We start from the raw sequence: 17,778 nt of genomic DNA on the forward strand, positions 1-17,778 counted from the left end.
CGCTCTTCCGATCTATGGCATGAAAGCACGCACTTGTTCTGCGTAGTTTTTCATGTAATCCGTTGCTGCGATTGCAGGCTCTGAACCTAGAACCGTCGTGATGTAAGGCACTTTAGCGTCAGCTTCTGGGTGAAGCATGTTAAAGCGCTCAGCATCTTGACCATCGCGCGTCAATTCATTGAAAGACGTTACCGAGAACACATCAGAAGCTACACCGTAGTCGTCGCTTAGGATTTTAGCGGCTTTACGTACTTCGTTCATGATCGTACCAGAACTCATCAATTGAACTTTAGACTTGCTACCTTCGTAAGATTCTAACTTGTAGATACCCTTACGAATGCCTTCTTCAGCGCCTTCTGGCATTGCTGGCATGTGGTAGTTTTCGTTCATCATAGTTAAGTAGTAATAGATGTTCTCTTGCTCAGGACCGTACATACGACGGATACCGTCTTGCATGATAACCGCTAGCTCGTAAGCAAACGTTGGATCGTAAGAGATACAGTTCGGGATAGTATTCGCCTGAATGTGGCTATGACCATCTTCGTGCTGTAGACCTTCACCATTTAGCGTTGTACGACCTGCAGTCGCACCCAATAGGAAGCCACGCGCTTGTTGGTCGCCAGCCATCCACGCCATGTCGCCAACACGTTGGAAGCCGAACATAGAGTAGTAGATGTAGAACGGGATCATTGGAAGATCATTGGTGCTGTAAGACGTTGCCGCCGCTACCCAAGAAGACATTGAACCCAGTTCGTTGATACCTTCTTGAAGTACCTGACCTGATGTTGCTTCTTTGTAGTAAGACACTAAGCTACGGTCTTCTGGTGTATATTCTTGACCATGTGGGTTATAGATACCCACTTGACGGAATAGACCTTCCATACCGAACGTACGTGCTTCATCGGCAATGATAGGAACAATATTCTTACCAATGTTTTTGTCTTTAAGCAGGATATTCAACGTACGAACAAATGCCATTGTTGTTGAGATATCACGCTTTTGCTCAGTCAGCAATGCATCAAATTCACTTAGCTCAGGAACGATAAATTCTTGGCTAAATTTGGTTAAACGCTTAGGTGTGTAACCATGTAGCGCATCACGACGAGCATGTAAGTATTTGTATTCTGCAGAACCTTCTTCCAATGTTAGGTAAGGAAGCTCAGCAACTTTCTCATCAGAAAGAAGATCTTGCAGACCTAAACGGTCACGTAAGTACTGAACATGCGTCATGTCCATTTTCTTCACGCCGTGTGCAATGTTCTTACCTTCTGCCGCTTCACCCATGCCGTAACCTTTAACAGTTTTAGCAAGAATAACCGTTGGCTTACCGCTAGTTTCTTTCGCATTATTAAATGCTGCAAACAGTTTAGATGAATCATGACCACCACGCTTAAGCGCGAAGATTTCGTCATCCGTCATATCAGCAACAAGAGCGGCAGTTTCTGGGTATTTACCGAAGAAGTGTTCACGTACGTAAGCACCGTCTTTCGATTTGAATGTTTGGTAATCGCCATCGATGGTTTCGTTCATCAATTGCAGAAGTTTACCTGTGGTGTCTTTAGCAAGTAATGAATCCCAGTTGCTACCCCAGATAACCTTAACCACATTCCAACCTGCGCCTTTAAATAGGCCTTCAAGTTCTTGAATGATGCTACCGTTACCCATAACAGGGCCATCAAGACGCTGTAGGTTACAGTTGATAAGGAAACATAGGTTGTCCAGTTTTTCACGAGAAGCGAAAGAAATCGCACCGCGTGATTCTGGCTCATCCATCTCGCCATCACCTAAGAAAGCATATACGCGTTGATTCGTCGTATCTTTTAAGCCACGACCGTTTAGATACTTCAAGAAACGAGCTTGATAGATAGCAGAAATCGGACCAAGACCCATAGATACCGTCGGGAACTGCCAGAATTCAGGCAATAATTTCGGATGAGGGTATGAAGGTAAACCGTTACCGTTCGCTTCTTGACGGAAGTTGTCTAGTTGCTCAGCCGTTAAACGACCTTCAAGGAATGCACGAGCATAGATACCTGGAGAGATATGACCTTGGTAATAAACTAAATCGCCACCATCTGTTTCATTGGGTGCACGGAAGAAGTGGTTAAAACATACTTCGTAGAATGCCGCAGCAGATTGGTAAGATGCCATGTGGCCACCTAGATCCAAATCTTTTTTCGAAGCACGTAGAACGATCATGATCGCGTTCCAACGAATGATTGAACGAATACGACGCTCTAATGTAATGTCACCAGGATAAGCCGGCTCTTGTGTTGCCGGGATGGTGTTTACATAGTTTGTGTTGATGCCCGTTGGCATGTCCACACCGTCTAAACGAGCTTTATCTAGAACTTGCTCTAGTAGATATTGAGCGCGCTCGACACCTTCTTCACGTACCACTGATTCAAGAGCTTCTAACCAATCTTGAGTTTCCAGTGCATCAACGTCATTATTAATGACTTCAGACATGGCGATCTATCCTTTTGTTGGTTTGTCAGACAAGTTAAATGATTAACCCGTCTTATGATTCGTTGGCTTGTTGAATTCGGCGTAATGAACGCTCGCGTCGACTCTCTTCTCGAGTCAAATCCAACAAGGTCTCTTCGATATAAGCCAAGTGTGCATGCGATGCTTTGCGAGCCTTTTCTGGCTCACGCCCAAGTATCGCTTCAACAATGCTGGCACGGTGATGACTCACCTTTTCCACCACCTCATCACGACGATGAAGTAATTCTAAATTCTGTAATACATTTTGTTGTAATAAAGGAGCAAGGCTACGAACAATGTGTAATAACACCACATTGTGAGCGGCTTCAGAGATGGCAATCAATACTTGCATCACTGCGCTAGATTCTTGCTTTATATCTTTATTTTCAATCGCTTTTTCGACTTCTTTTTGGCATTGCGAAATGCGCTCAAAATCCTCAGCCGTACCACGTAAAGCAGCAAAATAGGCCGAAATTCCTTCCATTGCATGACGTGATTCCAACAAGTCTAGTTGGGTTTCAGAATGCGTCGACAATAAATCTAGCAAAGGATCAGAAAAAGATGTCCATAAAGTGGTGCTAACAAACGTGCCACCACCTTGTTTCCGAGTCAAAAGACGTTTGGCTTCTAAGCGTTGAATGGCTTCACGAATCGAAGGACGAGACACATCAAACTGCTTTGCTAGCTCCCGCTCTGGTGGCAACTGTTGCCCGGGAGAAAGTGTGCCTTCTAAAATCAACCGTTCAATTTCCTGTTCAATCACATCGGAAAGTTTCGGCTGACGAATCCTTTGATAAGCCATGATTAATTTATCTTTTCACTCGTTGTTATAAATCGGCGATTGTAAATTGGTAATACCAATTGTCACGAACCCCAAAATTTTACCTAAAGCCATCACAGCTGTCCAGACAAAACTTGATTTAGGTCATAGAAAGAATAAGCGATTACCCCATAGGGGGTATGTGGCGATTAACCCATTAATAATATTGGTAAGACCATTTGATACTTAGAGAGTAAGCGCTTTAGATCGTGCATTTTTAAATCAATAATTTGATAGGAATGTGACCTTGATCGTTATAAATAAACCTAATTCAAGACTAAGAGGTCACGATAGGATAGCCCATGAGGAACTGATTATTTAAGTGAAACGATATTGTTAAGCGATATTGACAAGTAATGTTCTAAATTTACGCCAATCGAAACCTAAGCCCGGATCAGTTTTTCGTTGAGGGGCAATATATTGATGGCCTGTAATTCTCGGTAACGTGATATCAGGGTAACGTTTCATCAGCGCTTGCGTGACACTTACCAGAGACTGATATTGCGCCTGTGTGTAAGCATCAAAATCCGTACCTTCCAATTCAATACCGATGGAATAATCATTACAACGCTCCACTCCTGCAAAGCTCGACTTCCCTGCATGCCATGCTCGGGCGTTAAACGGTACAAATTGAATCACCTCGCCATCTCGACGAATAAAACAATGCGCCGATACGCCCATGTTATGGATCACTTTAAAGAAAGGATGATCATTTGGATCTAGTTGGCCTGTAAAAAACTGCTCAACATACGGCCCACCATACTGGCCCGGCGGCAAACTGATGTTATGCACCACCAGCAAAGAAATCGGCATCGTTTCCTCATTGTCAGCCGTTGGGCGATCATCAAAAAATGGCGAGGGTATATGTTTGACGTTTTCAAGCCAGTGATCGGGAGTAATGAGCATGGGAGAACCTTAAGAAAAAGAGGATAGGTTTCTAATGGAAAGCGTATTTAGATTAAAACAAATAAATCTTGAAGCAAAGGGGTCAAGAGCAAAGATATTGAGACATAAAATGATACGCCTTACATCCATCATCCTTGATGGGATCTGAGCGACATCGTAGATCAGTATACAACGCGTGATGATTAGATTCCCACTCTCGCTTAGGCTCGGCTGGAATGACGTTTATTTTGCGTAATAAGCATGTCCTACCGCCGTCATCCTTGAGGAGCCTAAGCGACATCAGGGATCTGCATACCACGCGTGGTGATTAGATTCCCGCTCCCGCTCTCGCTTAGGCTCGGCTGAAATGACGATATTTTTGCGTGATAAGACATATACCACTGTCACCTAAGCTCGGCTAAAATAACGGTGTTTGACGCAGACACGGCTTACATGACGAAGCGGTCAAAAAGCCAAATAACCAAGCTGCGAAGCGCTCGAAAATCGTCTCTGCTTGCAGTATCATAGTCCATCATTTATTCCTCAACCGGATCATGCTATGAAAACCACCCACGACTCTCAATCTCGTCTTGAATACCTTAAACAACAACTGCCGGCTGAAATCACTCGCATGGTCAGTGATGCGTTAAAAGAAGACTTAGGTGGTACGCTTGATCCTCATGCCGATATTACCGCAAGCTTAATTCCGGCAGAGGCCACCAATACCGCCACTATTATCACGCGTGAACATGGCGTATTTTGCGGTAAAGCATGGGCAGATGAAGTTTTCAAACAACTGGGCGGTCAAGTGAGTATTGAATGGCATGTCGCCGATGGGGATACCGTTCAACCCAACCAAACTCTTTGCACCTTAACCGGACCTTCGCGCGCGCTATTAACTGGCGAGCGTAATGCGATGAACTTCATCCAAACCTTGTCTGGTTGCGCCACGCTAACAGCAGAATATGTAAAAGAACTAGCTGGTACGGAATGTCGCTTATTGGACACTCGTAAAACCATTCCCGGCCTGCGCAGCGCATTAAAATATGCAGTCACCTGCGGTGGTGGTTTTAATCATCGCATTGGCGTGTTTGATGCGTATCTAATTAAAGAAAACCACATCATCGCTTGTGGCGGTATTGAAAAAGCCATCGCAACCGCCAAAACGCTCAATCCGGGCAAACCAGTCGAAGTGGAAACCGAATCCCTTGAAGAGTTAGAATGCGCCATTCGCTCAGGAGCCGACATTGTGATGCTCGATAACTTCTCCAAAGCCATGATGATTGAAGCGGTTGAACTCAATAAACGTATTGGCCAAGAAAACGGTTTAACCACCGGCCAAGCAGCACTCGAAAACTCGGGTAACATTACCCTTGAAACCTTAAATGAATACGCCCAAACAGGTGTCGATTACATTTCAGTCGGCGCGCTAACTAAGCATGTGAAAGCGATGGACCTATCGATGAGAGTCAAAAGCTAGACTGTCCCGCGTTTACGAATTCCTAGTTTCGAGAAGAGATTGCTGTGAAAATGGCAGTCTCTTTTTTTGTATTCATTTATCGGGGTTGAGCTCTTCGCTTCACGTTACTTTAAAAAAGCAAACAGCGTCAGCCTAACGGGTGGTCAGAAATTGACACATTCAGCACCAATCTCGCTAACTTAGTGATTTTCATCGCATTCCCCTCTTCAACCTCACACTAAATTCATACTTTATTTTTGTCATCCTGTGGTTAAAAAATGGCCTTTATCGGAAAATATCATTAATTAGATCGCAATAATTTGTTATACAAATGTAATAATTCGCGCAATCTTCCAACTGGCTCGAACATGCGTTTGACGGCAATTTTCTTTTTTCTCCGTAGTTCTAATCTTGTGTTGGTAATACCACTACATTTATTCATGGAGATGAAAATGAAACAATTACAACAGGGTAAAAAGAAACTACAAAAAGGCTTTACGTTAATTGAATTGATGATCGTTGTTGCGGTTATCGGTGTGCTTGCAGCGATTGCAATTCCTCAGTATCAAAATTATGTGAAGAAAGCGGCTTTGGGTTCAGCTTTAGCGACAGCGACTTCATTAAAAACAAATGTTGAAGATTATATTGCGGTAAATGGTGACTTCCCTTCAGCAGGAGATGCCATATCGTTTGCTTTAGGAACAGTTAAATATGATACCCCTGTTAGTGCTGCTGGAAACATTCTTGCAAAAATCACTCAAGGTCCTGCAAAAGAGGCTACGGTCACTCTGAAAAGAAGCTCTGCTGGTGTTTGGACATGTGTAAACTCACTAAGCTCTGCAGTTTCATTAAATGGCTGTACAGACTAAAACTATACTTTAGGGTCACATGTTAATGTGACCTTATTGGAAATATTTTAATGACAAAAAACAAAGGTTTTACATTAATTGAACTCATGATCACCGTGGCGATTATCGGTGTGCTTTCGGCTATTGCGATGCCTCAGTATCAGCAATACACCCAAAAAGCAGCCCTCGCCACGGCGGTCGGTTCAGCCAATAATTACAAAACCATTGTCGAAGAGTATGTCGATTCGCATTTTACTTTCCCGACTATTTCCACAGCTTTCTCATTAGGTCGAATTAATACAACTTCTGGCGCAGTCAGCACCAATGATTTATTTGCAAGAATTACCCAAGGAGCAGGACAGGGTACCACAGTAAGAATGCAGCGAAATGCACAAGGCAGTTGGATTTGTCAGCACAACAAAGCATCAATTTCGATACAAGGTTGCCTGTATGATGCCTCTGTTCCACAGTGATCATTAGACAGTAATTTTTCAATAAGGATGCCATGAACACCAACCTCGCCTCCATTTTACGCCAAGCGGAACTCTTGACTCACGAACAAGAGCAAATGGTGGTGAGTACCGTTCTTAACGATAACAAAAGCGTCCCCGTAGCTTGCGTGGACGCTGGTTTTCTAACCAGTCCAGAATTATTGCAACACCTTTGCCACCTGTTTGCCCTGCCGCAAGCCCACCTTGAACATTATGGTTATGCCGAAGTGTGCCAACAACTGGGTTTGCGCGACTTAATCACTAACCACCAAGTGTTGCCATTGCAAGTGGACAGCCACGGCGTATTGATTGCGGTATCCGACCCGACCAACACCAGCGTTGAAGATGATTTTCGCTTTGCGACGGGCAAGCAAATTGAGTTAATTCTTGCCGATTGTAAAGAGCTAGAAGGTGCGATTCGCCGTTTGTATGGGCGCAGCGTCAGCTCAGACAGCGGGCAAGGTAAAGACATTACTCAAGATGAACTGGCCAACCTAGTTGAAGTCGGCAGTGATGAAATCCAAGAAACCGAAGATTTAAGCCAAGATGAAGCGCCAGTCAGCCGTTTCATCAACCAAATTTTATTAGACGCGGTACGCAAAGGTGCCTCGGATATTCACTTTGAACCTTACGAAGATATTTATCGCGTGCGCTTGCGTTGCGATGGCATTTTAATTGAAACCAACCGCCCGGCGCCACATTTAGGCAGGCGACTGGCTGCACGGATCAAGATCTTATCCAAACTAGACATTGCTGAACGGCGTTTGCCGCAAGATGGCCGGATCAAAATTCGCTTAAATGCCGAAACTGCGATTGATATGCGAGTATCCACCTTACCGACCTTATGGGGCGAAAAAATTGTTCTGCGTTTGCTAGATAGCAGCGCTGCCAACCTAAACATCGATAAACTCGGCTACAGTGACGCGCAGAAAAAATTGTATTTAGATGCACTGCAACAACCGCAAGGCATGATTTTAATGACCGGCCCAACCGGTAGCGGTAAAACCGTCTCTTTATATACGGGGTTACGCATTTTAAATTCGCCAGACAAAAACATTTCCACTGCCGAAGATCCAGTGGAGATCAACTTAACTGGCATTAACCAAGTGCAAGTGAAACCGAAAATCGGCTTTACCTTTGCCGCTGCACTGCGCGCGTTTTTACGTCAAGATCCCGATGTGGTAATGGTCGGTGAAATTCGTGATTTAGAAACCGCTGAAATTGCCATAAAAGCGGCACAAACCGGTCACTTAGTGTTATCAACGCTGCACACCAATTCCTCGTCTGAAACCGTAGTGCGCTTATCCAACATGGGCATTGAAGCGTTTAACTTGGCTTCGTCATTAAGTTTGATCATTGCTCAACGTCTGGCTCGTCGCTTGTGCAAACATTGCAAAACCCCAGATAACTTTCCGGAGGTGCTACGTTCTAAATTTCATATTCCCGCCGACATAGTGATTTACCGAGCATCAAAAGAAGGCTGCTCGGAATGCACCGGTGGCTATTCTGGCCGTGTGGGTATTTATGAAGTGATGCCGTTCACCACCGAGCTTGCTAATGCCGTGATTAAAAAAGCCTCGGCTAACGAGATTGAAATGATTGCAGTTAAGCAAGGAATGGCAACCTTGCGACAATCTGGCATTGATAACCTAAAACAAGGCGTCACCAGTTTTGCCGAGCTGCAACGCGTGTTGTACTTCTAACGATTCACGCTGTTTATTGACCATTGATACCCAAAATAATAGAAGGGTATACACCAAATAATGATGACAGGGACGATTCATTTATGGCAAATACATCCACATTAAAAGCGCCTGCGTTAAAAAACTTCCAATGGAAGGGGGTGAACAGTTCGGGCAAGAAAGTATCTGGGCAAATATTGGCGATTAATGAAGTTGAAGTACGTACTAAGCTCAAAGAACAGCGGGTGCAAATCAAAAAACTTAAACGTCGCAGCGTGTCGATTTTTGCCAAGATGAGCCACAAAGTAAAACGAAAAGACATTACGGTGTTAACGCGTCAACTTGCCACTATGCTCGCAACTGGCGTGCCTATCGTTCAGTCCTTTAAGCTGATTTCAGACAGCCAACGTAAAGCGGAAATGAAATCCATTTTGTCGCAAATATGCACCCAAGTGGAAGCGGGTACTCCTATTTCAAAGGCTTTGCTTGCCAGTAGCCCTTTCTTTGATGAATTTTATTGCGACTTAGTCGCCACCGGTGAACAAACGGGTAATCTTGCCGATGTATTTGATCGCTTGGCAACCTATCGAGAAAAAAGTGAAGAACTGCGTTCAAAAGTAATTAAAGCCATGATTTACCCTGCAATGGTCATGCTCGTGGCGAGCAGTGTTTCCATCTTAATGTTGACCATGGTGATCCCAGAATTTGAGGCCATGTTTAAAGGCTTTGGCGCGGAGCTGCCTTGGTTTACTCAACAAGTCATTAATCTTTCGCACTTTATTCAAAGCTATTTATTTATGATGTTGGCTGGTTTTTTTGCTTTTATTTTCTTAATGAGACAAGCACGACAACGTTCATTTTCATTTCGATTAAAAACCAGCCGCATGGCGCTTAAAATGCCAGTGCTCGGCGGGGTGTTTTCTAAAGCGGCTATTGCTAAATTTAGCCGTACCCTTGCCACCAGCTTTAGTTCGGGTATTCCAATTTTAACCAGCTTATTAACAACAGCGAAAACATCTGGCAATTTGCATTATCAAGTGGCCATCGAGCAAGTTCATAAAGACACCGCCGCAGGGATGCCAATGTACATTGCAATGCGTAATGCCGATGCCTTTCCCGAAATGGTGCTGCAAATGGTGATGATAGGTGAAGAGTCAGGAAATTTAGATGACATGCTCAACAAAGTGGCTGCGATTTACGAATTTGAAGTGGATAATACCGTGGATAATTTAGGAAAAATCATTGAACCTGCCATTATTGTTTTTCTTGGCGTGGTCGTCGGTGGTTTAGTCGTGTCACTTTATCTGCCAATATTTAAGTTAGTTAGTGTATTCTAAGCGCATATTTCGATTTATTGTTCGTTAGGACTTGGTAGCTTTCCATGATCATTTTTGAGTATTACCCTTTTCTCTTTGCTATTTTCGCTGGTATTTTCGGCTTAATGATTGGTAGCTTCTTAAATGTGGTGATCCATCGCCTACCGATGATGATGGAAAGAGAATGGAAACAAGAATGCATTGAATTCTTCCCGCAATTAAAAAAAGATCCTGAGATAAAAAAGGAACTCGAAAGTTTAAATACTCCATTTAATTTAAACACGCCTCGTTCTCGTTGCCCTAAATGCAACACGCAAATTCGTGCCATTGATAATATTCCGGTGATTAGTTGGCTAATTCTCAAAGGTAAATGCCACAAATGCGCCAACCCAATCAGTGCTCGTTACCCAGCCATTGAGCTACTCACATCTGCATTATGTGTGGTGATTGGTCTGTATTTTCCTGCCGATTGGTATGGCGTGGCGTTATTGTTTTTTACTTTCACCTTAGTCTCAGCAACTTTTATCGATCTTGATACCATGCTGCTGCCAGACCAACTGACCTTGCCGTTAATGTGGGCAGGGTTAGCCTTGTCTCTTTTGAACATCAGCCCTGTATCATTGCAAGATGCGGTTATCGGTGCGATTGCAGGCTATTTGTGTTTATGGACGATTTTCTGGGCCTTTAAATTATTAACAAGCAAAGAAGGCATGGGATACGGCGATTTTAAGTTACTGGCTGCATTAGGCGCTTGGCTTGGTTGGCAACAATTGCCATTGTTGATTTTAATGTCTTCACTCGTCGGTTTAGCGTTTGGATTAATTCAATTACGATTACAAAAGAAAGGCATTGATAAAGCGTTCCCATTTGGCCCTTATCTTGCCATTGCCGGTTGGTTTTGTTTAATTTGGGGGAATGATTTAACCTCTTGGTATCTTAACAATATGTTAGGCATGTGAAGCGAGGGTAAACCATGATTGTTGGCTTAACAGGTGGGATCGGCAGTGGAAAAACCACCATTGCAAATATATTTCAGCAAGAATTTTCGATTGATATTGTCGATGCAGATGTTGTTGCTCGTGAAGTGGTTGAGCCCGGCACGCCCGGCTTGCTAGCCATTAGCCAACATTTTGGTGAGTCCATTTTAACGCCGCAAGGTGAGCTTGATCGCGCCCAACTCAGAGATCGTATTTTTAGCCAGTCACAAGAAAAGCAGTGGGTAAACGATCTGCTGCACCCGCTCATTCGCCAACGTATCGATCTTTTACTTTCACAAACCACCTCACCTTACGCATTGTTGGTGGTGCCGTTATTAATTGAAAACAATTGGCAGAAAAATATCGACCGCTTATTGGTTGTCGATGTTTCACCTGACACTCAAATTTCCAGAACCAGCCAAAGAGATCATGTTCCAGAAAGCCAAGTACGTGCAATTTTAGCCGCTCAAGCTTCCAGAGAAGAGCGTTTAAAGCATGCCGATGACGTGATAAACAACGATGCACCTTTAAATGACGGAAGAAAGCAGCAAATTTTCTCGAAAATCACGGAATTACACAAAAAGTACCTAGCATTATCTCATTAGTTTCTGTGACAATAGAGGCTCAATTGTCACTACTACAAATAGTTTGAAATTATTATGCTGAAATTCGAACATCCATTAACCGAGAAAGCACGAATTTACCTTAGAGTGGAAGCGCTTATGGGGCAATTGCATAAATCTGCGAGCTTTGAAGCCCCGCTCGACTATCAACTTTTCTTCCGCTCTCTCTTTGATTTGTTGGATCTGTTTGAACAAATCCACATTAAATCAGAGCTAACTAAAGATCTCGAAAAACAAAAGCTAACATTTAAAAATTGGGTCAACGTACCGGGTGTCGATCAGGCTATTCTCAATGATGTATTAAATGATATTGATGATAACTTTCGCTGTTTAATGTCGGCAGAGCGACTTGGGCAATCATTAAAAGATGAGCGCTTTTTAAGTGCTATCCGCCAACGCTTTAGCTTACCGGGCGGTACTTGTTGCTTTGATTTACCTTCATTGCATTATTGGCTTCACTTACCACTCGAAAAACGTTTATCTGATGCAAAAAAATGGACCGATACTCTAAAGCCCATGAATAATGCGTTAGATCTATTACTTAAACTCATTCGTGAAATTGGCCGTTATAAACCTCAAGTTGCCAATAATGGTTTTTTCCAAAGCGAAGCCGATGAAGCTAACATTTTACGTTTACAAGTGCCTTTAAAACGAGGGGTTTATCCAATGATTTCAGGGCATAAAAACCGTTTTGCGATTAAGTTTATGAACTTTGAAACTGGCATGGCGTACAGCCAAGATGTCGAGTTTGATCTCGCTATCTGTTAGGTCTACACTGCCAACCATACTATTTAATTCGCCGTAGAGTTTCATTATGAACACACCAGCCCCAAAGAAAACCACCGTAGTCAAATGCCCAACCTGCCAAGCCGATGTTGTCTGGGGTGAAGTCAGCCCATATCGCCCATTTTGCAGCAAACAATGCCAGATGATTGATTTTGGTGAATGGGCCGATGAAGAAAAAGCGATTGCTGGTGCGCCAGATATGTCGGATTCAGATGGGTGGTCGGAAGGGTAAGAACGCCTATCGTGACTCGAAATGCGACAAGCAAAAGTGGCTTCTCAGGAATCGAATAGCAAATTGTCCTATTAGCCAAGTGTCCTATCAACCAAGCGTGCTAGCTGCGAAGCATGCAATCACCTTCTCTAATACCGGTACATTGGCTTCAGGGAAGGAATAATTCTTCAGTTCGCCTATCGCAACCCACTGACCTTCTTGCCCTTCTTTGCCGTAAGGCTGACCATTAAAATCTGAGACTACAAAAAAATCAAACGTTAAACTTTTTTCTGGGTAATCAAAATCAAAATGTTCAAACAGCGTCATCTGAGTCGCCGTAATATCGATCTCTTCTTGTAGCTCTCTGACTAAGCCTTGTTGAGCGGATTCGCTCTCTTCCACCTTGCCCCCTGGGAATTCCCAGAAACCACCTTTATGCAGCTTGGCAGGACGCTTGGTAATAAAAATTTGGTCTTTATCGGCATTTAAAATGATTGCCGCGACAATGTGTAATCGTGTCATGTGCTTGAGTTCCATCGCTACTTAGCAAGTTTGTAAATTTTTGAGTATTGACTCATAACAAAAAGACCGCATTTCTGCGGCCTTTGATGTCAGGTTCTATCGACTAGATTTTACCGTGACATTGTTTGTATTTCTTACCTGAACCACATGGGCAAGGCTCGTTGCGTCCAACTTTACGAACAGCAGCTTGTTGAGCTTCTTCACCCGCTTCTCCCTCACCCATGCCATCAGCAGCTTGGTGTTGGAATTGCTGGCGAAGGGCAGCTTCTTCTGCATGCAGACGACGTTGCTCTTCCATGCGCTCAACTTCTTCTTGCTTTTGAACGCGCACACGGCTGAGCGTTGAAATCACATCAAATTTCAAGCTATCTAGCAACTCACCAAACAATTCAAATGACTCACGTTTAAACTCTTGTTTTGGATCTTTTTGTGCGTAGCCACGCAAGTGAATACCTTGGCGAAGGTGATCCATCGCCGCTAGATGCTCTTTCCACAAGGTATCTAGTGTTTGTAGCATCACTTGGCGTTCAAAGTTACGTAACACTTCTGTACCAACTGATTCTTCTTTTTCTTTGTAGATGATGTTTGCTTCAGCAATCACACGCTCTAACAAGATTTCTTCATACAACTTGTCATCTTCATCTAACCACGTTTGGATTGGGAAAGATAAATCAAAGTCGGCATGTAAACGTTCTTCAAGCCCTTTTACATCCCACATATCATCCAGTGATTGTTCTGGAATGTATTGGTGGAAGACTGAGGTTAAAATATCAGTACGGTTTTGCTCTAGCATGCCACTGATATCTTCTGCACTCATTAGTTCATCACGTAGCTCATAAACCACTTTACGTTGGTCATTTGCCACATCATCGTAATCAAGCAGTTGTTTACGCACGTCAAAGTTACGACCTTCCACTTTACGCTGCGCTTTTTCAATTGAGCGAGACAACATACGGCTTTCAATCGCTTCACCTTCTTCCATACCGCTCTGGATCAAACCAGCCATACGCTCAGAAGTGAAGATACGTAATAACGAATCTTCCATTGATAAATAGAAACGAGACGAACCAGCATCACCTTGACGACCAGAACGACCACGTAACTGGTTATCGATACGGCGAGATTCATGGCGCTCTGTACCTATGATGTGTAGACCACCCGCTTCAAGCACTGCATCATGGACTTTTTTCCATTCAGCTTTAATTTGTGCCACTTGTTCTTCTGTCGCTGGTGTTCCCTGAGATTCTGACAGTTTTTCAACTTCATTTTCCCAGCTACCACCAAGCTTGATATCGGTACCACGACCAGCCATGTTAGTGGCGATAGTCACCGCACCAGGCGTACCCGCTTGAGCAACGATTTCCGCTTCTTGTTCATGGAATTTAGCATTCAATACGCTGTGTTTGATTTTCGATTCTTTCAATGCATTCGAAAGAAGCTCTGATTTTTCAATCGAAACCGTACCTACTAAGATTGGCTGACCTTTGGCAACACGCTCTTTAATATCTTCAATGATCGCTGCAAATTTATCGGTTTCGGTACGATAAACGACATCTGGCATATCATCACGGATCATAGGACGGTTGGTTGGAATCACAACAGTATCTAGGCCATAAATTGATTGGAACTCAAATGCTTCTGTATCCGCGGTACCTGTCATACCTGAAAGTTTTTCGTATAAGCGGAAGTAGTTTTGGAAAGTAATCGATGCTAGCGTTTGGTTTTCATTTTGAATTTGAACGCCTTCTTTTGCTTCAACCGCTTGGTGTAGACCTTCTGACCAACGACGTCCCGGCATCGTACGACCTGTGTGCTCATCAACAATGATCACTTCGCCATCTTTTACGATGTAATCAACGTCTTTTTCAAACAATACGTGAGCACGTAATGCAGCACTAACATGGTGTAATAGGCTAATGTTAGCCGGTGAATAGAGCGTATCACCTTCTTCCATTAAGCCATTTTTGATCAATAGTTCTTCAACAAACTCTTGGCCTGTTTCTGTCATGTGTACTTGTTTGGCTTTTTCATCAATGGTGTAGTGTTGTTCACCACGATACTCTTCAGTATCTTCTTCTTCTTGACGCTCAAGGCTAGGAATTAACGTGTTGATTTTCGTATACAATTCAGAGCTATCTTCAGCAGGGCCTGAGATGATCAATGGCGTACGTGCTTCATCAATTAAGATCGAATCCACTTCATCGATAACCGCGAAGAAACGTTCACGCTGTACGCGATCTTCTGGGCGAAATGCCATGTTGTCACGTAAGTAGTCAAAACCAAATTCGTTATTGGTTCCGTACAAAATATCACATTGGTAGGCCGCTTTTTTCTCTACTGGGATCATGTTGGGTACGTTAATACCAACTGTCATACCTAGGAATTCAAACAACTCGCGGTTAGTTTCTGCATCACGTTTTGCCAAGTAGTCATTGACCGTAATCACGTGTACGCCTTTACGCGCTAATCCGTTCAAATAAGCCGATAGCGTTGCGGTTAGTGTTTTACCTTCACCAGTACGCATTTCTGCAATTTTACCCGCATTAAGAACCATACCACCGATAAGCTGAACATCGAAGTGACGCATACCATAGATACGCTTTGAAGCTTCACGAACCGTTGCAAAAGCTTCTGGCAGTAACTTATCTAATGTTTCACCGTTGTCATAACGCTCACGAAACTCGATGGTTTTATGCTGAAGCTGCTCATCACTTAATGCTTCATAATCAGGTTCAAAACTATTGATTTGATTTACGATTTTTTTTAGTTGGCGCAACGTACGATCATTACGGCTGCCAATCACACTGGTCAGTAACTTAGTTAACATTATTTACGAATCTCTCTTCCTGATCTTATTAGATCGTCTGCTTTCAGTTTCTCATCGTTCAACACTAAGAATACTGAGATAAATTTTGGGGGCTACTTGTCATATGGTGCCAATAAAGCCCATTTTCAAGACTATAAGACAAGTAACTTAGGTATAGTATGGGATTATGCTCTTATCTTCTATCTACAATACCCTTAGTTTGCACTCATCCTCATTTTTTTTGATCAAAAATAGCTTTTTTTGACATTATTAATTTCTAACTGCCCATAATAATATAAATTATCACGTGATTTAAGCTAACGAGGTACCCCATGCGTGATCATCGCCCTAAGCTGACACAAGATCTAATCACAGATACGCACTTAAAAAAATTCACTCAGCATGTCAGTGAAATTTTGGAGATCAACACTGCTTTAAAAAAGATCTTACCGCCGAGTATGTTGAAGTACTGTCGTGCGGCCAATGTTCGCCAAAGCCAATTATTGATTGAAGTGGCGAATGCATCTCTGCAAATGAAGCTCAATTATGAACGCATTCGTATTCTGTCTGAATTACGAGCGGCAGGGTTTTCAAAATTGGTGGGAATAGAGTTTAAAGTTAACCCAGATTTGTACCGTGGTGAATCAATTAAAGAAAAGAAAAAAGTTTATAAAAATCACACCTTAAGCCAAGATGCTGCAAATTCTATGTTAATGGTTGCAGCTTTTGCACCACCAAAATTAAAGCAACGTATTGAAAGCTTGGCACGATTAGCCAATAAAAATAATGCAAACGATTGAATATTATTGTCTTTTTATTTGCTTCAAAACAAAAAAACCAGACTGAGTAAGTCTGGTTTTTTAATTTAATCTGCAATTAATACACTATTAATAAATTAATAGGGCATTAAGCTAATACGGTATTCGGCATTGCTTCACCAAATGCAACAGGAGAACCGACTTCCTCTTCGAAAGTTGCCCATTCCCATGCTTCTTGATCAGCAAGTACTGCACGAAGTAGTTGGTTGTTTAATGCATGGCCTGATTTGTAAGCACGAAGCTCACCGACAATGCTGTGACCACACATGTAAAGGTCACCAATTGCATCCAATACTTTATGAGTAACGAATTCATTACTAAAACGTAAACCTTCTTCGTTCAGGATGCGATATTCATCCAAAACGATGGCACAATCAAAGCTTCCACCTAAACATAGGTTTTGCGATTGTAAATATTCGATATCACGCATGAACCCAAAAGTACGAGCGCGAGAAATATCTTTAATGAACGCTTGAGATGAGAAGTCAAACAACATGTGTTGTTCATCTGAATCAATCGCAGGGTGATTAAATTCAATTTCAAAATCCATACGGAAGCCATCATAAGGAACAAGTTCTGCCCACTTATCACCGTCTTCAATACGTACAGGTTTTTTGATTCGAATAAAACGTTTCGCCGCATTCAATGCTTCAACGCCAGCAGATTGTAGTAAATAAACAAATGGGCTTGCACTGCCATCCATAATAGGGATTTCAGGCGCATCAACTTCGATAATAATGTTATCGATGCCCATGCCAGCTAATGCTGCATTTAAATGCTCAACCGTTGAAATACGAATACCTTCGTCATTCACTAACGCGGTACATAACATAGTGTCACGTACTGAGTTGGCATCAGAAGGAAAATCCACTGGTGGATTTAAATCGGTACGACGATAAATGATACCGGTATTAGCAGGCGCAGGACGTAGAGTAAGCGTGACTTTACGCCCAGAGTGGAGACCCACACCAGTCGTTTTCACCATTTCTTTTAATGTACGTTGTCTAATCATCTGCCTTGCCTCTAATTCACGCTACATATCATAAC

16 protein-coding genes are annotated in these 17,778 nt (G+C 42.9%); 10 read left to right on the forward strand and 6 right to left on the reverse strand.

The window, feature by feature from the left end; genetic code table 11:
* Positions 1–12: 12 nt before the first annotated feature.
* The 3 genes from aceE to ampD all read right to left on the reverse strand — a co-directional run bounded on the left by aceE (position 13) and on the right by ampD (position 4,213).
* Complete coding sequence (aceE, locus tag A1QC_RS09495) at positions 13–2,469, reverse strand: pyruvate dehydrogenase (acetyl-transferring), homodimeric type (RefSeq protein WP_017026107.1); 2,457 nt, start codon at positions 2,467–2,469, stop codon at positions 13–15.
* Between the two features lie 52 nt (positions 2,470–2,521).
* Positions 2,522–3,289 (reverse strand): pyruvate dehydrogenase complex transcriptional repressor PdhR, encoded by a 768-nt coding sequence (gene pdhR / locus A1QC_RS09500; protein ID WP_017026108.1) that lies wholly within the window; start codon positions 3,287–3,289, stop codon positions 2,522–2,524.
* 354 nt (positions 3,290–3,643) lie between these two features.
* A complete protein-coding gene (ampD, locus tag A1QC_RS09505; RefSeq protein ID WP_017026109.1) occupies positions 3,644–4,213 on the reverse strand; it encodes a 1,6-anhydro-N-acetylmuramyl-L-alanine amidase AmpD in 570 nt (189 codons plus the stop codon).
* Positions 4,214–4,751: 538 nt separating this feature from the next.
* On the opposite strand from ampD, the gene nadC reads away from it, so the two are divergent.
* The 9 genes from nadC (at position 4,752) to yacG (ending at position 12,606) form a co-directional block, all read left to right on the forward strand.
* The gene (gene nadC / locus A1QC_RS09510; protein WP_017026110.1) at positions 4,752–5,672 is read left to right on the forward strand and encodes a carboxylating nicotinate-nucleotide diphosphorylase; all 921 of its coding nucleotides are present in this window, start codon (positions 4,752–4,754) and stop codon (positions 5,670–5,672) included.
* Positions 5,673–6,103: 431 nt separating this feature from the next.
* Positions 6,104–6,520, forward strand: a complete 417-nt coding sequence (locus tag A1QC_RS09515) for a pilin (protein WP_017026111.1) — start codon at positions 6,104–6,106, stop codon at positions 6,518–6,520.
* 50 nt (positions 6,521–6,570) lie between these two features.
* Positions 6,571–6,972, forward strand: a complete 402-nt coding sequence (locus tag A1QC_RS15765; RefSeq protein WP_017026112.1) for a pilin — start codon at positions 6,571–6,573, stop codon at positions 6,970–6,972.
* 32 nt (positions 6,973–7,004) lie between these two features.
* The gene (gene pilB / locus A1QC_RS09525; RefSeq protein WP_017026113.1) at positions 7,005–8,693 is read left to right on the forward strand and encodes a type IV-A pilus assembly ATPase PilB; all 1,689 of its coding nucleotides are present in this window, start codon (positions 7,005–7,007) and stop codon (positions 8,691–8,693) included.
* A gap of 83 nt (positions 8,694–8,776) precedes the next feature.
* Positions 8,777–10,009, forward strand: coding sequence for a type II secretion system F family protein (locus tag A1QC_RS09530; RefSeq protein ID WP_017026114.1), 1,233 nt, complete (start codon positions 8,777–8,779; stop codon positions 10,007–10,009).
* Between the two features lie 44 nt (positions 10,010–10,053).
* Entirely contained in the window at positions 10,054–10,947 is an 894-nt protein-coding gene (locus tag A1QC_RS09535) for a prepilin peptidase (RefSeq protein ID WP_017026115.1), read from the forward strand.
* Positions 10,948–10,961: 14 nt separating this feature from the next.
* Entirely contained in the window at positions 10,962–11,570 is a 609-nt protein-coding gene (gene coaE / locus A1QC_RS09540; protein WP_017026116.1) for a dephospho-CoA kinase, read from the forward strand.
* 54 nt (positions 11,571–11,624) lie between these two features.
* A complete protein-coding gene (gene zapD / locus A1QC_RS09545; protein WP_017026117.1) occupies positions 11,625–12,356 on the forward strand; it encodes a cell division protein ZapD in 732 nt (243 codons plus the stop codon).
* A gap of 46 nt (positions 12,357–12,402) precedes the next feature.
* Complete coding sequence (gene yacG, locus A1QC_RS09550) at positions 12,403–12,606, forward strand: DNA gyrase inhibitor YacG (RefSeq protein ID WP_017026118.1); 204 nt, start codon at positions 12,403–12,405, stop codon at positions 12,604–12,606.
* An 87-nt stretch (positions 12,607–12,693) separates the two neighbouring features.
* On the opposite strand, the gene mutT is transcribed toward yacG, so the two are convergent.
* Together mutT and secA are read right to left on the reverse strand one after the other, a co-directional pair.
* Complete coding sequence (gene mutT, locus A1QC_RS09555) at positions 12,694–13,107, reverse strand: 8-oxo-dGTP diphosphatase MutT (protein WP_017026119.1); 414 nt, start codon at positions 13,105–13,107, stop codon at positions 12,694–12,696.
* Between the two features lie 103 nt (positions 13,108–13,210).
* Complete coding sequence (gene secA / locus A1QC_RS09560) at positions 13,211–15,934, reverse strand: preprotein translocase subunit SecA (protein ID WP_017026120.1); 2,724 nt, start codon at positions 15,932–15,934, stop codon at positions 13,211–13,213.
* Between the two features lie 311 nt (positions 15,935–16,245).
* Here secA and A1QC_RS09565 point away from each other — a divergent pair, with 311 nt between their 5' ends.
* Entirely contained in the window at positions 16,246–16,713 is a 468-nt protein-coding gene (locus A1QC_RS09565; protein ID WP_017026121.1) for a DUF721 domain-containing protein, read from the forward strand.
* A gap of 106 nt (positions 16,714–16,819) precedes the next feature.
* Here A1QC_RS09565 and lpxC read toward each other — a convergent pair whose 3' ends face one another.
* Entirely contained in the window at positions 16,820–17,743 is a 924-nt protein-coding gene (gene lpxC / locus A1QC_RS09570; protein WP_017026122.1) for a UDP-3-O-acyl-N-acetylglucosamine deacetylase, read from the reverse strand.
* Positions 17,744–17,778 lie beyond the last annotated feature (35 nt).

Origin of the sequence: Vibrio rumoiensis 1S-45 (assembly GCF_000286955.2) — a bacterium.
GTDB classification, from domain to species: domain Bacteria; phylum Pseudomonadota; class Gammaproteobacteria; order Enterobacterales; family Vibrionaceae; genus Vibrio; species Vibrio rumoiensis_A.

Coding starts and splice junctions, on each gene's coding strand:
- aceE (WP_017026107.1), bottom strand. CDS start 2,469: ATGTCTGAAGTCATTAATAATGACGTTGATGCACTGGAAACTCAAGAT.
- pdhR (WP_017026108.1), bottom strand. CDS start 3,289: ATGGCTTATCAAAGGATTCGTCAGCCGAAACTTTCCGATGTGATTGAA.
- ampD (WP_017026109.1), bottom strand. CDS start 4,213: ATGCTCATTACTCCCGATCACTGGCTTGAAAACGTCAAACATATACCC.
- nadC (WP_017026110.1), top strand. CDS start 4,752: ATGAAAACCACCCACGACTCTCAATCTCGTCTTGAATACCTTAAACAA.
- A1QC_RS09515 (WP_017026111.1), top strand. CDS start 6,104: ATGAAACAATTACAACAGGGTAAAAAGAAACTACAAAAAGGCTTTACG.
- A1QC_RS15765 (WP_017026112.1), top strand. CDS start 6,571: ATGACAAAAAACAAAGGTTTTACATTAATTGAACTCATGATCACCGTG.
- pilB (WP_017026113.1), top strand. CDS start 7,005: ATGAACACCAACCTCGCCTCCATTTTACGCCAAGCGGAACTCTTGACT.
- A1QC_RS09530 (WP_017026114.1), top strand. CDS start 8,777: ATGGCAAATACATCCACATTAAAAGCGCCTGCGTTAAAAAACTTCCAA.
- A1QC_RS09535 (WP_017026115.1), top strand. CDS start 10,054: ATGATCATTTTTGAGTATTACCCTTTTCTCTTTGCTATTTTCGCTGGT.
- coaE (WP_017026116.1), top strand. CDS start 10,962: ATGATTGTTGGCTTAACAGGTGGGATCGGCAGTGGAAAAACCACCATT.
- zapD (WP_017026117.1), top strand. CDS start 11,625: ATGCTGAAATTCGAACATCCATTAACCGAGAAAGCACGAATTTACCTT.
- yacG (WP_017026118.1), top strand. CDS start 12,403: ATGAACACACCAGCCCCAAAGAAAACCACCGTAGTCAAATGCCCAACC.
- mutT (WP_017026119.1), bottom strand. CDS start 13,107: ATGACACGATTACACATTGTCGCGGCAATCATTTTAAATGCCGATAAA.
- secA (WP_017026120.1), bottom strand. CDS start 15,934: ATGTTAACTAAGTTACTGACCAGTGTGATTGGCAGCCGTAATGATCGT.
- A1QC_RS09565 (WP_017026121.1), top strand. CDS start 16,246: ATGCGTGATCATCGCCCTAAGCTGACACAAGATCTAATCACAGATACG.
- lpxC (WP_017026122.1), bottom strand. CDS start 17,743: ATGATTAGACAACGTACATTAAAAGAAATGGTGAAAACGACTGGTGTG.